This window comes from Actinoplanes sp. NPDC023714 (assembly GCF_040639855.1).
Classification (GTDB): Bacteria; Actinomycetota; Actinomycetes; order Mycobacteriales; family Micromonosporaceae; genus Actinoplanes.
On sequence record NZ_JBFAAR010000002.1, the window covers coordinates 533256 to 545964 of the forward strand.

Below are 12709 nucleotides of genomic sequence, written 5' to 3' on the forward strand. Positions count from 1 at the left end.
AAACCGTTCAGATTTCGAGAACGAGGGCGCGGTGGTCGGAGACCTCGGGCGTCTTCAGGACCTCGAACCGCCGCACCGCCGCCACGTCGGAGACGAGCAGGTAGCTCGCGTGCCGTACCGGCTTGGGATAGCTCGACGTCCGGGTGTCGGCGTCGCCGACCAGGTCGGTGAGGCCGGCCGCGGCCAGGATCGCGAACGTCTCGCTGCCCGGCAGCAGGTTGAGGTCGCCGCCGAGGACGACGAGGTCGTGCGGGCCGCGGATCCGGGTCACCAGGTCGGCGAGCACGGTGGCCTGGCGGCGGCGGGCCGGCGTGTCGCCCTTGCCGGCCGGGTCGCGCAGACCGTGGACCTGCACCACCCAGACGGCCCGCCCGCCGGCCTCCGGATCGATCACGCGGACGGCGAGGGCGACGCGGGGGCGGTCGGCGATCGTCCACTCCGCGTGGTCGGTGAAGGCGCCGTGCACGAACGCCGAGTCGACCCCGGCGACCGGCAGCCGCTCGCTCACGAACGTGGCGATCCCGAAGTCCTGCCGGTGCCGGACGCCCGCGTCGTCGTGCACCGGCCCGGAGTCGCTCGCCAGGAAGAGTCCCTGGTGGCGGGGGAGCGCCGCGCGCACGTCGTCGAAGAGGTCGGCCCGCTGCGGCAGCGACCGCTCGCCGTCGGCGAACCGGGTCCAGCCGGTCAGCCCCGGCGTCCGGGTCACCTCCTGCAGGCAGACGACGTCCGCCCCGCTCGCCGGCAGCCACCGGAGCAGCTCGTCCGCGAGCGCCCCACCCCACGCGTTGACAGTCACGATCCGCACGTCCGCACCCTAGCTTGAGTTCTGACGCTGTACGCCGCGCTCAACCGGGGCCGTATCGAGGTCGAGCTATTTGGTGGTCGCCGCGCTCGAGGCGGGACGGCATTCGTGGACCGCGCCGCTGGACGCGCGCCGGCTGCAACCGGGCGACGACGCCGCCGCGACTGGGGCGGCCGCATCACCGCCGAGACCGGCGTCTGACACCCGTCACCGCGCCACCCCACCGCAGATCCCGTTGATCGGTCGTCGCCACGGATCGGGACGTGGCCCGGAGGGCTCTGCTGCCGGCCCTCCGAGCCATAGGAAGTTCGTCTAAACGGCGCGGATCCGCCAGGCGACGATGTTCGGGACATCCCTGAGGTCATCTTGGTTGATCTTGGGGTACGTCCGGCTGCAAGCGTTCGCGACGAGGGGGTACGCCTCCAGTCCTGGCCGCCACGTTTCGAAAGGCTGCAGGCACGCGCTGAGAGGAGAAGCGGCGGTGGTGAAGAATCGCACCCAGCCGTTCATGCCGGCCGCGTACCAGTCAGTTCCCGCCCCTGCGCAGGGACCCAGGTCGACGGCGAGGTTCGATGACGAAACTCTGAGGCATTTGCCAGACTTCCGGTGCTTCACTTTCATCCAGCCCCAGTCCTCGACGGTCCACACCTGGAAATCGTTGCCGGCGTTGCACCGGTGGAGGTACGCGGGACTTCCGTCCCGGTCAGCGTCGACGTCGTCACCGTTACCGTCCAGGCACCAGCCCGGGTTTCCCACATTCTCGTAGCGGACGTCTCCGGCAGCAGACGCCGGCGCGGCGCGCAGCAGGAGACCGGCGACCGCGACGATCATCGCGACGCCGAGGGTGCCGATGATTCTGAGTGTCTTCATGAAACTCCTGTCCTCTCGCGACCCGGGCCATGTCGGTTGTCGGACGAACTCGGACACCGAGTGGAGCGATGGCGCCGGCGCAGGCTCCACGGGGTCTACGCATGACCATGCTCACGGCTCACCGACCCGTGGAGCCAGAGGATTCGGCCGTACCCGAATAGTCCAGGCCGACGTGCCGCGCAGCGACGACGACGCCGACACCGAGCTGTCCTCAGCCACTACAAACGCCGCGGCTACGCACTCTGCTGACTGCCGTTGCAGGACTAGACGGCGCACGTCCAGGCGGCCAGCGTGGCGAGGACGGCGCGGATGTCGCCGGTGGTCTCCAGGAGCCGGCGCTGCCGGGTGGCGCCGTCGCCGTCCCGCCTGACCCGGCCGAGGCCCGCCGCCACCCGGTCCAGGTCGCCGCTCTCGCGCAGCGCCGGCTCCAGGACGGTGAGCAGGTCGGCGATGAGCTGCCAGGCCGGGCGCAGCCGGCCGGTCCGCAGATCGACGAGGTCACCGCCGCAGCCGAACCGCGCGGCCCGCCAGTGCGCGGCCGCGACGACACTGTCCCGAAGCACCCCGGGCCCTCGATCATGACCATCCGAGGAGCCGGCCTGGGCCGGGACGACCGAGACGCCGGATTCGATCTCCGCGATCGCCGTGCCGACGGCGGCCCGGATCAACGCCGTGACCAGGACGGCGTCGTCCACGTCGGTGCACGAGTCGCCGACCCGTACCTCGATGGTCGGATAGGTGGGCGACAACCGGGCGTACCAGAAGATCATGCCTTGGTCGAGCGCCGCGCCCGTCGCGATCAGGTCGGCCACGGTCCGGTCGTACTCGGCGGCGCTGCCGAAATGCGGGGTCGGTCCCATCCCCGGCCAGCGCGTCAGCTGCGCCGACCGCCAGCTCGCGTAGCCGGTGTCGGCGCCCTCGAACAGCGGCGAGTTCCCGGTGAGCGACTGGATGACCGGCAGCCACGGCCGCAGCCAGTCGCAGACCCGCACGGCGAGGTCCCGGTCGTCGACGCCGACGTGCACGTGCTGCCCGCACACGGCCGGATCCCGCGCGATCGGCCCGAACCGTTCGGTGATGGCCTGGAACCGGGGGAGCGGCGCCGCGCTCCGGTCGACCTCCTCGACCGGGGTGGCGCCGATCGCGACGAGGTGCGCGCCCTGCGACCGGGCCGCCTCGGCGGCGGCACATCGCGAGGTCAGGAGCTGCTTGCGTACGTCGTCCAGTTCCGTGCAGACGCCGGTGACCATTTCGATCATGCTCGGGCGGAATTCGGTGCGGCTGCTGGCCCGCACCTCCGCCGGCAGGGCGTCCCGGACCTGATCGGCCACCGCGAGGTTGCGCCCGGTGGCCGGGTCGACGAGCAGGAACTCCTCCTCCACCCCGACCGTGAGGGCCGACGGCCGGACCCGGCGGGACGTCGTGGAACCGGTGGTGATCGTGGAAGGCATGAGCCCGGTCTTACCCGTGTGAGCCGTCGTTATGTGGGTAGTCGGGGCCATGTGATCAGCTCCGCGCGGGACTTCCTCTCCAGCCATCGGGACGAGCTGATCGGAGACCTGACGGACTGGGTGTCGGTGCCCTCGGTCGCCGGCGTCCCGGAGCACGAGGCCGACCTGCTGCGGTCGGCGAACCGGCTGGCCGGCCTGCTGCGCGCCACCGGATTCCCGACGGTGGAGGTGTGGAAGGCGCCGGCCGCGCCGGCCGTCTACGCCGAATGGATCATCGACCCGGCCGCCGAGACGGTCCTGGTCTATGGCCACCACGACGTGCGGGCCGCCAAGGCGGAGGAGTGGGAGGAGACCACCCCGTTCCGGGCGGTGGTGCGCGACGGCTACGTCTACGGCCGGGGCAGCTCCGACGCGAAGGGCCAGGTCCTCGCGCACGTCTGGGGTCTGCGCGCGCACCTGGCTGAGTGCGGCGCGCCGCGGGTCAACCTGAAGATGCTGATCGAGGGCGAGGAGGAGACCGGCTCGATCCACCTCCGGGACCTGATGGAGGAGCACCGGGTGACCGCCGACCTGGTGATCTTCTCGGACACGCTGCTCTGGCACCCGGACCATCCGGCCGTCTGCACCAGCATGCGCGGCATGCTCCTGGCCCAGCTGCGGGTGTTCGGCCCGCTGCGGGACATGCACAGCGGGGCGGTCTCCGGCCCGGCCCCCAACCCGATCCACGAGCTGTCCCGGGTGATCGCGGCGCTGCACGACGACAAGGGCCGGATCACGCTCCCCGGCTTCTACGACGACGTGGCCGAGCCGTCCGCCCGGCGCCGCGCCGAGCTGGCCGCCCTGCCGTACGCCGACGACGACTGGCTGCGCCGCTCCGACACCCGCAGCATCGGCGGCGAGGAGGGCTGGACCGTCCTGGAACGACTCTGGCTGCGTCCGGCCGCCGAGGTGATCACCATCCTCGGCGGCGATCCGGCCGGCCCGTCGAGGGGCGCGGTCCCGGCCGCCGCCGAGGCCACCCTGAGCATCCGGATCGTGCCGGACCAGACGCCCGCGGCGGTCGCCGATCAACTGCGCCGCTGGGTGGCGTCGACGATCAGCGACCGCGTCGGCCACGAGCTCACCATCGGGTTGGAGACCGGGCAGGACCCGTACGCCACCCCGCCCGACCACCCGGCGGTGGAGGCACTCGCCTCAGCCATGCAGGAGGCCTGGGGTGTGCCCGCGGGGCGGATGGGCAATGCGGGCGGCGGACCGGCCGAGCTGCTGGCGCGGATGACGGGAGCGCCGGTGCTGTTCTTCGGGACCGGGCTGCCGGACGACCGCTGGCACGACAGCGACGAGCGGACGTCGATCGACGTGCTGCTCAAGGGCGCCGAGGCCCTCGCCGCGTTCTGGCGGGGACGGTGAGCGGTCCGCGGGGGCTCAGCCCTTGGCGAGGGACGGCTCGACCGCGGCCACCGGTTCGGCGGCAGCCCGGGGCGCCGCCGGCTCGGCCGGGATCGACGCGATGCCGGCCAGGATCAGCGCGCCACCGACCATCTGCAGCGGCGTGAGCGCCTCACCGACGACCAGCCAGGCGAAGATCGACGCGAACACCACCTCGAGCAGCCCGACGAAGGACGCGAGGCGGGAGCCGAGCCGGCTCGACCCGAAGATCCCGGTGGCGTACGCGATGGCGGTCGCGAACAGGGCCACCACGCCGAGCGGGACGTACCAGGGGGCGACCGTCCCGAGCATCGTCACGTCGGTGAACGTGACCGCCATCGGCACGGCCCCGGCCAGGCCGGCCAGCCCGAGCGTCAGGCCGCCGAGCAGCAGGCCGGCCCCGGCGAGCGCGACCGGCGGCAGGCCGTCGGCGGGCCGTGCCGCCACCACGAAGTAGACCGCGCAGCCGATCGCGGCCGCGAACGCGAGCATGATGCCGGCCGGGTCGACGGCCTGCAGCGCGCCCGGGCCGATCACCAGGACCAGGCCGCCGATGGCGAGCGCCGAGCCGAGCAGCACGGCCGGCCGCGGCATCCGCCGGGTGGTCGCCCAGACCCAGAGGACCAGCAGCAGCGGGGCGAGGTATTCCACCAGCAGCGCGGTCGAGACCGGGATCCGGCTGATCGCCGCGAAGTAGGAGAGCTGGGTGAACGCGACCGCGATGACGCCCATGCCGAGGATCCGCCAGCGGCCCCGCCACAGCGCGTCCCAGCGGCCGCGCAGCGAGACCAGCACGAACGGCAGCAGCAGCACGCCGGCGATCAGCGCGCGGGCGGTGACGGCGGCGGCCGGTGACCAGCCGGCCTCGAGGAGGGGCTTGATGAACGCTCCGGACGTGCCGAAGGTGGCGGCCGAGGTCACGGCGGCGACGAGTCCCACGGTCTGCGGCTTCATGCTTCCCTCCCCTGTCATGGGTTAAATTTGATTCGCCCCTGACGCTAGGCCGGTCCGAGTGAGGAGTCAAATTGCTTTTTGCCCCTGACACCGAGGAGGCGCTGGAGTTCGTCGTGGCGCTGGCGAACACGGTCCCCGGCGCGTCCCGCTCGGGCGCGGACGAGCTGTCCACGGTGGGCGACCTCGACCGGCTGCTGAGCGCCTACACCTACTCCGGGCGCATCGACCACGACCAGGCCGAGGTGGACGGCGTCCGCGGCGCGCGCGACCTGCTCCGTCAGGTGTGGACGCTGGACCGGGACGCGGCCGTCGAGGCGGTCAACCGGATGCTCCGGGAGGCGAACGCGCTGCCGTACCTGACCCGGCACGACGGCTCGGACTGGCACATCCACGCCACCGAGCCGGACGCGCCGCTCGCCGAGCGGATCCGGGTGGAGGCGGCTCTCGCGCTGATCGACGTCATTCGTACGAACGAGACGAACCGCCTCCGGGTCTGCGGCGCCGGCGACTGCACCGGGATCTTCATCGACCTGTCGAAGAACGGCTCGAAGCGGTTCTGCAGCGTCCGGTGCGGCAACCGGGTCAACATGGTCGCCTTCCGCGCCCGCAAGGCTCACTGACGCAGGGTCTTGTCCAGCAGCCGGATCAGCTCGCCGACCCGGCCACCGCCGGACGGCGCCGCGGGGAAACGCCGGAGCACCGCGATGACCACCGGGGTGGCCCGGCCGGCCGCCTCCCCGATGCGGGCGTCGCCGGCCGCCCGGTCCCCGCCGGCCGCCAGCTCGGCCGCCCGCGCGGCGTGGGCGGCCGACCCGAGGATGTGCTTGACCTGCGTGGACTTCGCGAGCGGGTGCAGATAGGCGGACCCGGCCGCCGCCATGGCCGCGAGCGCCGCGTCGCCGGCCGCCCCGCCCGTCTCCTTCGCGGCCCGCAGGGCGCCCCACGCGGTGTCCCGCAGCGTCTGCCCGCGCCGCCCGCCGCGGGCGAACTCCCAGGCGGCCACCACGGCGTCGCGCGGCCGGCCGTCGTCCGGGCGCTCCGCCGCGAACAACCCGAGCACGTCCTCGGCGGAGCGCGCGGCGAACGCGGCGATCTCCCGCAGCTCCGCCATGCTGAGATCGATCTCGTCGGCCATGGCCCCCATCCTGGGGGATCGGGTGGCTACTTCACCATCCGGAACCCGGGGTGGCGCAGCCAGGCGCGGAGGAACTCGGGGTCGCCGACGTGCCAGCCGGGCCCGTCGGGATCCTCGGTGGCGGTCACCAGGAAGCACCGGCCGGGCAGCGTGCGGGCCGCCGGCGGCAGCAGCCCGTCGAAGTCGACGAAGCCGTCGAAGAACACGGCCAGTTCCAGCGCGGTCTCGCCGAGCAGCCGGTGGCTCTCCGGGCGGTTCACCGACGCCGCCAGGACGATCTCGGTGGCCGGCAGGTACCCGATCGCGCCGATCAGGCTCTCCGCCTCGGCGAAGTCGTCGCTCTCGTAGCCCTCCGGCTCGACCAGCAGCATCCCGGCGCCGGCGGCCGCGATCGGCGTCCACCAGTCGCCGCCCTCGGAGCGGAACGACCCCTCGAGCCATCGGCGCAGCCGCGCCGTCCCGTCGGCGGTCAGAACATCCGGCAACAGTACGGAAGCAGCGGGTCCAGCCATGATCCCTATCCTAGGGAGACCGTCTCCCCGGCCAGCGCGGCCTCCGCCTCGTCGTGGCTCGCGAGCACGACCGCCGCCCCCGCCGCGACCCGCTCGGCCAGCAGGTCGTGCACGCGGGCGCGGCTCGCGGTGTCCAGCGCCACGGTCGGCTCGTCGAGGATGTAGACGCCGGCCGGCTGGACCAGCGCCTGCGCGAGCAGCACGCGTTGCCGCTGACCGCCGGAGAGCTCGCGCAGCCGCCGCCGCTCCAGCGACGTGATCCCCAGCCGTTCCATGATCTCGGCGACGGCGAGCCGATCGGCGCGGCCCGGCCACCGCCACCCGCGGAACCGTCCGATCCCGACGCACTCCCGGACGGTCAGCGGCAGGGCGTCGATCTCGCCGGTGCGCTGCGGGAGGAACGCCACCCGGCAGTCCCGGACCACCCGGCCGGACTGCGGGGTCACCTCGCCGGCCAGGACGTGCAGCAGCGTGCTCTTGCCCGATCCGTTGGGCCCGGTCACCGCCGTGACCGACCCCGGCGCCACCGTGAGGCTCACCTCCCGCAGCACCGTGACCCCGGCATATCCGTGTCCGACCCGCACCGCCGACAGCACCACACGACCCCCTAATGGAAACGATTTTCACTATCACTATAGTCCCTCTCGTGCTTCTCGAACCCTTCACCGTGTCCTTCGTGGGCCGGGCCCTGATCGGCGGCGTGCTGCTGGCCGCCGTCTGCGCCCTCGCCGGCGTCTGGGTGATCGCCCGCGGGATGACGTTCCTCGGCGAGGCGATGAGCCACGGGATGCTGCCCGGCGTCGCGGTCGCGAGCATCCTCGGCGGCAACCTCGTCCTCGGCGCGGCGGCCAGCGCGTTCGCCATGGCGCTCGGGGCCGGGGCGCTGCGGAACAGCCGCGAGTTCGGCCGGGACACCGGCATCGGGCTGCTCTTCGTCGGCATGCTCGCGGGCGGCGTCATCCTGGTCTCGCACTCGCGGTCGTTCGCGACCGACCTGACGGCGTTCCTCTTCGGCGACGTCCTCGCGATCCGCCGGTCCGACCTGCTGCTGCTCGCCGGGGCGCTGGCCGTCACCGGCGTGATCGCGGCGGTCTTCCACCGGCCGTTCCTGGCGCTGACGTTCGACGCCCGCAAGGCGCGCACGCTCGGCCTGCGCCCGGGTCTCGCGAACGCGATGATGCTGATCCTGCTCACCGTCACGATGGCCGTCGCGTTCAGCGTCGTCGGCACGCTCCTGGCGTTCGGCATGCTGATCGCGCCGTCGGCCGCGGCGATGCTCGTGGCCCGGCGCCTGCCCGCCGTCATGCTGACCAGTTTCGGTCTGGGTGTCTCCGCCACGGTGCTGGGGCTCTGGATCTCCTGGTATGCCGCGACCGCCGCCGGCGCCACCGTCGCGGCGGTCGCCGTCCTGCAGTTCTTCCTGATCCTCGCGGTGCGCGGGATCGTCCCCTCGAAAGGAACATCGTGACCGTCACCCGATTACTCGGCGTGACCGCTCTGGCGCTCGTCCTGGCGGCCTGCTCCGAGCCCGCGGAACCGGCGCCCGAGCACGGCTACGTCGCCGGCGCCGAGGAGCTCTCCGAACCCCGATCGGCCATCGCCTATGCCGCGGACGGCGGGCGGACGCTGCGCCTGCTCGATCTCGCGACCACCGAGGACGTCGGGATCGGCCTGCGGATCGCCGCCCGGGAACTGTCCGAGGACGGCCGGTTCCTCTATCTCACCGACGGCGACCGGACTCTGGAGATCGTCGACGCCGGAGTCTGGACCGTCGACCACACCGACCACGTCCACTATTACCGGGCGCCCGCGAAGAGCATCGGCACCCTGACCCTCGAAACCCCGATCACGTCGGTCGCCGGCGACGGTGGGCACACGGCGATCGGCACGGCCGGCGGCACCGTCGTCGTGCTCGACCGCCGCGCGCTGGAATCCGGCGAGATCCGCGAGGTGTCCCGGTTCGGCGACACCGCATCGGCCGTGCCCTATGAGGACCTGCTGCTGGCGGCGCGGGACGGGCAGATCGTCACGGTCGACGCCGCCGGCCGGCGCGTCGGCGCGATGCAGGCGCCCTGCGCGACGCCGGCCGGGTGGGTGGTCCTTCGCGGTGGGGCGCTTCTCGCCTGCGACACCCATTTCGTACGAGTGAAGCGCGCCGCCCCCGGCTTCGAGGCGGAGGTCGTTCCCGCGCCCGGTCTCCGTCCCCTGTCTCCCGCCGGCTTCGGCTTCCGGCCGCGCAGCAACGAGGCGGCCGTGGCCGACGACGGCGGCATCTGGTCGCTGAACGCCCCGAAGGCCACCGCCCGGCACCTGCCGATGGCCGGCGTGCGGGCGGCCGCGTCCCCGGCCGACGGCAACACGGTCCTGTCCCTCGGCGAAAACGGCACGCTGCGCAGCCACGACCTGGCGAGCGGGAAGGAGCTGGCGGCGGCGAAGACGGCCGCGACCCGGCTGACCCTCGACGTGAACCGCGCCTACCTCACCGAGCCCGCCACCGGCGTGATCCGCGAGATCGACTACCGGGACGGGCTGCGGACCGCGCGCACCTTCCCCGCCGCGGTCCGGCCCGATCTCGCCGTGGAGGTGGGGCGATGAGAGCGCTGCTCGTCCTGGCGCTGCTGCTGACCGGCGCGGCCGCCTGCTCGTCCGGCGAGCGGGTCCAGATCGTCGTCACCACGAACATCCTCGGCGACGTGGTCCGCGAGATCACCGGGGACGAGGCGAACGTCGCGGTGCTGATGAGACCGGAGGCCGACCCGCATTCGTTCGGCATCTCGGCGCGCGAGGCGCACACCATGCAGACCGCCGACCTGGTCGTATACAACGGCCTCGGCCTCGAGGAGGGGGTGCTGCGGCACGTCGAGTCCGCGGCCGCCGAGGGGGTCGCCACCCTCGAGGTCGGCGCGCGGGTCGAGCCCCTCGAATACACCGACGGCGACGCCGCCGGGTCGCCCGACCCGCATTTCTGGACCGATCCGCGGCGGATGGCCGTGGCGGTCGACGTGCTGAGCGCCGCCATCCTGGAGAACGTGCCGGGAATCGGCGGGGACGCGATTCGCACGCGCGCCGCGGCGTACAAGGAGAAGGTGAGTGACCTGGACGCCCGGCTTGCCCACCGCTTCGGGCAGATCCCGGCGGAACGCCGGGTCCTGGTGACGAACCACCACGTCTTCGGCTATCTCGCGGCGCGCTACGACCTGAGGGTGATCGGCGCGATCATCCCGAGCGGCACGACGCTGGCGTCACCGAGCGCATCCGATCTCGCCTCGCTGGTGACCGCGGTGCGTGACCACGACGTGCGGGCGATCTTCGCGGACACCGCGCAGCCGGCGCGCCTCGCCGCGGTGCTCGCCGAGGAGGCGGGACTGACCGTGAGCGTGGTCGGGCTCTATTCCGAATCGGTCAGCGCCGCCGGGGGAGAGGCCCCGACCTACCTGGACATGATGCGCTTCAACGCCGAAGCGATCATCGACGGCCTGACCGTGTAGGCCTTTTTTATTTGTCCTCCTTATTGAAAACGACAACCGACATCAAGTTGGGAAGGAACCCATGAAGAAGCAACTGGCCGCCCTCGCGGCCGCCGGCCTCACGCTCGGCGCCTGCGCGTCGGAGGCGGCCGAACCCGCCGCGGCGACCCCGGTGACGAACCCGCTGACCGTCACCTACGACGGCGGCATCCACGTCCTCGACGGCGAGACCCTGAAGGTCGCGCACACCGTCGCGCTCGACGGTTTCAACCGGGTGAACCCGGCCGGCAACGACACGAACGTCTTCGTCTCGACCGCGGACGGCTTCCGGGTGCTCGACGCCGCGGCCGGGAGGATGACCGATATCGCCTACCCGGGCGCGAAGCCGGGCCACGTCGTGCGGCACGGCGACCGCACGATCCTGTTCACCGACGGGACCGGCGAGGTGAACAGTTTCGACCCCGCGGAGCTCGCGAAGGGCAAGCCGCAGGGCCGGCAGTACACCACCGTCACCCCGCACCACGGCGTCGCGGTCGAGCTCCCCGACGGCACCCTGGTCGTCACGCTCGGCACCGAGGAGTCCCGCTCCGGCGCGATCGCGCTCGACGCGAGCGGCAAGGAGATCGCCCGCAACGAGCAGTGCCCGGGCGTGCACGGCGAGGCCGTGGCGCGGGGCGAGGTCGTCGCGCTCGGCTGCGAGGACGGGGTTCTGCTGTTCAGTGACGGTCAGTTCGCCAAGGTCGACAGCGGTGCCGAGTACAGCCGGATCGGCAACCAGGCCGGCTCGGACGCCTCACCGATCCTGCTCGGCGACTACAAGGTCGAGCCGGAGGCGGAGCTGGAGCGCCCGGAGCAGTTCTCGCTCATCGACACCGCCGCCAAGTCGATCAAGGTGGTGCCGATGCCGTCCGGGGTCAGCTACAGCTTCCGGTCGCTCGGCCGCGGCCCGAAGGGTGAGGCGCTGATCCTCGGCACCGACGGCAAACTGCACGTCACCGACCCGGCCACCGGCACGCTGACCGCCTCCTGGCCGGTCGTCGGCGCGTGGACCGAGCCGCTGGACTGGCAGCAGCCGCGCCCGGCGCTGTTCGTCCGCGGCGGCGACGCCTACGTGACCGAACCCGCCACGAAGGAGGTGCACCGGGTCGACCTGGCAACCGGGACGGTGACCGGCTCGGTGACGCTCGACGCGATCCCGAACGAGATCAGCGGCGTGGTCTCCTAGGACCGGCCGCCGCCTGCCGGAGGGACGCCACCCTCCGGCAGGCTCCCCGGCGGCAGCTTCGCGATCAGCTCGGCGCGGCAGCGCTCCGGCCACGCCGGATCCAGCTCGGCCAGCAGCGCGAACTGCCGGCGCCACCGGGTGACGCGCTGCTCCTCGCCGGCGACCGGGTGCCGCAGCGCCCAGTCGCCGCCCATCATCCAGGTCGTGTACGCCATCGCCCAGTACAGGATCTCGCCGAGGTCCCGGGTCTCCCGGCTCTCCAGCTCCCGGCCACGCTCGGTCACCCACCAGCGGTAGGTGCCGTCGGGATCCGCCGCGACGCACGGATAGCCGCCGTCGCGGTGCTCGAACGACACGAGATCGGTCTCGCGGGCACCGATCAGCGCGCCGAGCCGCCGGATCTCGCGTTCGAGGGCGGACGGCCCGGCGTCCCGCTTGAACATCTTCACCCTTGCACGGTAAGCGGCGTCTCGCCGGTGCGGCCAGGGCGGAACCCGCGTCACCTCACTGTCTGATCTCCATGGCCGCGACGAGCCCGCCGTCCAGGCGATAGACGTGCTCCACCACCCGCTCGTCGATCAGCTCCCCTTCGAGATCCAGAACCCTCTGACGTACGACCGCCGTCACGCGGCCGTCGTCCTCCCGCCGGAACGCGGTGGGCTGCACCGCCGGGTCGATCTCCGCCCACTGCCGCGTCCAGTAGTCCCGCACGGCGGCGTGGCCACGAACCGTCCCACCCTCCCAGCGCCTGGGCCACTCGACGTCGGCCGTCATCGAGGCGAGCACGGCGTCCACATCACGGCGGTTGAAGGCCGCGTAGAGCCCTTCGAGCAGTTCCATCCCCGGAGTCTCACCGCCGCACGAC

15 protein-coding genes are annotated in these 12709 nt (G+C 72.6%); 6 read left to right on the plus strand and 9 right to left on the minus strand.

Annotation, left to right across the window (positions count from 1 at the left end):
- Positions 1-7 precede the first annotated feature (7 nt).
- The 3 genes from AB0G10_RS10315 to AB0G10_RS10325 form a co-directional block, all read right to left on the minus strand.
- Positions 8-805 carry an endonuclease/exonuclease/phosphatase family protein gene (locus tag AB0G10_RS10315; RefSeq protein WP_360918478.1) on the minus strand — a complete coding sequence of 266 codons (798 nt, stop codon included), beginning with the start codon at positions 803-805 and terminating at the stop codon, positions 8-10.
- 309 nt (positions 806-1114) lie between these two features.
- Entirely contained in the window at positions 1115-1672 is a 558-nt protein-coding gene (locus tag AB0G10_RS10320) for a ricin-type beta-trefoil lectin domain protein (protein ID WP_360918479.1), read from the minus strand.
- A 263-nt stretch (positions 1673-1935) separates the two neighbouring features.
- Positions 1936-3123: a glutamate--cysteine ligase gene (locus tag AB0G10_RS10325; protein WP_360918480.1), complete on the minus strand. Its 1188-nt coding sequence runs from the start codon at positions 3121-3123 to the stop codon at positions 1936-1938.
- Positions 3124-3174: 51 nt separating this feature from the next.
- On the opposite strand from AB0G10_RS10325, the gene AB0G10_RS10330 reads away from it, so the two are divergent.
- Positions 3175-4533 (plus strand): M20/M25/M40 family metallo-hydrolase, encoded by a 1359-nt coding sequence (locus AB0G10_RS10330; RefSeq protein WP_360918481.1) that lies wholly within the window; start codon positions 3175-3177, stop codon positions 4531-4533.
- A gap of 15 nt (positions 4534-4548) precedes the next feature.
- On the opposite strand, the gene AB0G10_RS10335 is transcribed toward AB0G10_RS10330, so the two are convergent.
- The gene (locus AB0G10_RS10335) at positions 4549-5505 is read right to left on the minus strand and encodes a DMT family transporter (RefSeq protein WP_360918482.1); all 957 of its coding nucleotides are present in this window, start codon (positions 5503-5505) and stop codon (positions 4549-4551) included.
- Positions 5506-5576: 71 nt separating this feature from the next.
- On the opposite strand from AB0G10_RS10335, the gene AB0G10_RS10340 reads away from it, so the two are divergent.
- Positions 5577-6125 carry a CGNR zinc finger domain-containing protein gene (locus AB0G10_RS10340; RefSeq protein ID WP_360918483.1) on the plus strand — a complete coding sequence of 183 codons (549 nt, stop codon included), beginning with the start codon at positions 5577-5579 and terminating at the stop codon, positions 6123-6125.
- On the opposite strand, the gene AB0G10_RS10345 is transcribed toward AB0G10_RS10340, so the two are convergent.
- The 3 genes from AB0G10_RS10345 to aztA are packed head-to-tail and all read right to left on the minus strand — an operon-like array spanning position 6119 to position 7736.
- Positions 6119-6640, minus strand: coding sequence for a putative immunity protein (locus tag AB0G10_RS10345; RefSeq protein WP_360918484.1), 522 nt, complete (start codon positions 6638-6640; stop codon positions 6119-6121). The genes AB0G10_RS10340 and AB0G10_RS10345 overlap by 7 nt on opposite strands.
- Before the next feature lie 26 nt (positions 6641-6666).
- Complete coding sequence (locus tag AB0G10_RS10350; protein WP_360918485.1) at positions 6667-7152, minus strand: DUF6368 family protein; 486 nt, start codon at positions 7150-7152, stop codon at positions 6667-6669.
- Between the two features lie 5 nt (positions 7153-7157).
- Entirely contained in the window at positions 7158-7736 is a 579-nt protein-coding gene (gene aztA, locus AB0G10_RS10355) for a zinc ABC transporter ATP-binding protein AztA (RefSeq protein WP_360918486.1), read from the minus strand.
- 62 nt (positions 7737-7798) lie between these two features.
- Between aztA and aztB the strand changes: the two genes are divergently transcribed.
- The 4 genes from aztB to aztD all read left to right on the plus strand — a co-directional run bounded on the left by aztB (position 7799) and on the right by aztD (position 11844).
- Complete coding sequence (aztB, locus tag AB0G10_RS10360) at positions 7799-8620, plus strand: zinc ABC transporter permease AztB (protein ID WP_360918487.1); 822 nt, start codon at positions 7799-7801, stop codon at positions 8618-8620.
- Positions 8617-9747, plus strand: a complete 1131-nt coding sequence (locus AB0G10_RS10365; RefSeq protein ID WP_360918488.1) for a hypothetical protein — start codon at positions 8617-8619, stop codon at positions 9745-9747. The genes aztB and AB0G10_RS10365 overlap by 4 nt, the downstream gene beginning before the upstream one ends.
- Positions 9744-10640, plus strand: a complete 897-nt coding sequence (gene aztC / locus AB0G10_RS10370; RefSeq protein WP_360918489.1) for a zinc ABC transporter substrate-binding protein AztC — start codon at positions 9744-9746, stop codon at positions 10638-10640. The genes AB0G10_RS10365 and aztC overlap by 4 nt, the downstream gene beginning before the upstream one ends.
- Before the next feature lie 61 nt (positions 10641-10701).
- Positions 10702-11844, plus strand: coding sequence for a zinc metallochaperone AztD (gene aztD, locus AB0G10_RS10375; protein WP_360918490.1), 1143 nt, complete (start codon positions 10702-10704; stop codon positions 11842-11844).
- On the opposite strand, the gene AB0G10_RS10380 is transcribed toward aztD, so the two are convergent.
- Together AB0G10_RS10380 and AB0G10_RS10385 are read right to left on the minus strand one after the other, a co-directional pair.
- Positions 11841-12287, minus strand: a complete 447-nt coding sequence (locus AB0G10_RS10380) for an Imm63 family immunity protein (protein WP_360920676.1) — start codon at positions 12285-12287, stop codon at positions 11841-11843. The two genes, aztD and AB0G10_RS10380, sit on opposite strands and share 4 nt — an antisense overlap.
- Positions 12288-12348: 61 nt before the next feature.
- Positions 12349-12684: a nuclear transport factor 2 family protein gene (locus tag AB0G10_RS10385; protein WP_360918491.1), complete on the minus strand. Its 336-nt coding sequence runs from the start codon at positions 12682-12684 to the stop codon at positions 12349-12351.
- Positions 12685-12709: the final 25 nt, after the last annotated feature.

Bases quoted from the DNA above. Each gene is read 5' to 3' on its own strand.
- AB0G10_RS10350 (WP_360918485.1), bottom strand. From the start codon at position 7,152: ATGGCTGGACCCGCTGCTTCCGTACTGTTGCCGGATGTTCTGACCGCC.
- AB0G10_RS10325 (WP_360918480.1), bottom strand. From the start codon at position 3,123: ATGCCTTCCACGATCACCACCGGTTCCACGACGTCCCGCCGGGTCCGG.
- AB0G10_RS10345 (WP_360918484.1), bottom strand. From the start codon at position 6,640: ATGGCCGACGAGATCGATCTCAGCATGGCGGAGCTGCGGGAGATCGCC.
- aztC (WP_360918489.1), top strand. From the start codon at position 9,744: ATGAGAGCGCTGCTCGTCCTGGCGCTGCTGCTGACCGGCGCGGCCGCC.
- AB0G10_RS10380 (WP_360920676.1), bottom strand. From the start codon at position 12,287: ATGTTCAAGCGGGACGCCGGGCCGTCCGCCCTCGAACGCGAGATCCGG.
- AB0G10_RS10320 (WP_360918479.1), bottom strand. From the start codon at position 1,672: ATGAAGACACTCAGAATCATCGGCACCCTCGGCGTCGCGATGATCGTC.
- AB0G10_RS10385 (WP_360918491.1), bottom strand. From the start codon at position 12,684: ATGGAACTGCTCGAAGGGCTCTACGCGGCCTTCAACCGCCGTGATGTG.
- AB0G10_RS10335 (WP_360918482.1), bottom strand. From the start codon at position 5,505: ATGAAGCCGCAGACCGTGGGACTCGTCGCCGCCGTGACCTCGGCCGCC.
- aztD (WP_360918490.1), top strand. From the start codon at position 10,702: ATGAAGAAGCAACTGGCCGCCCTCGCGGCCGCCGGCCTCACGCTCGGC.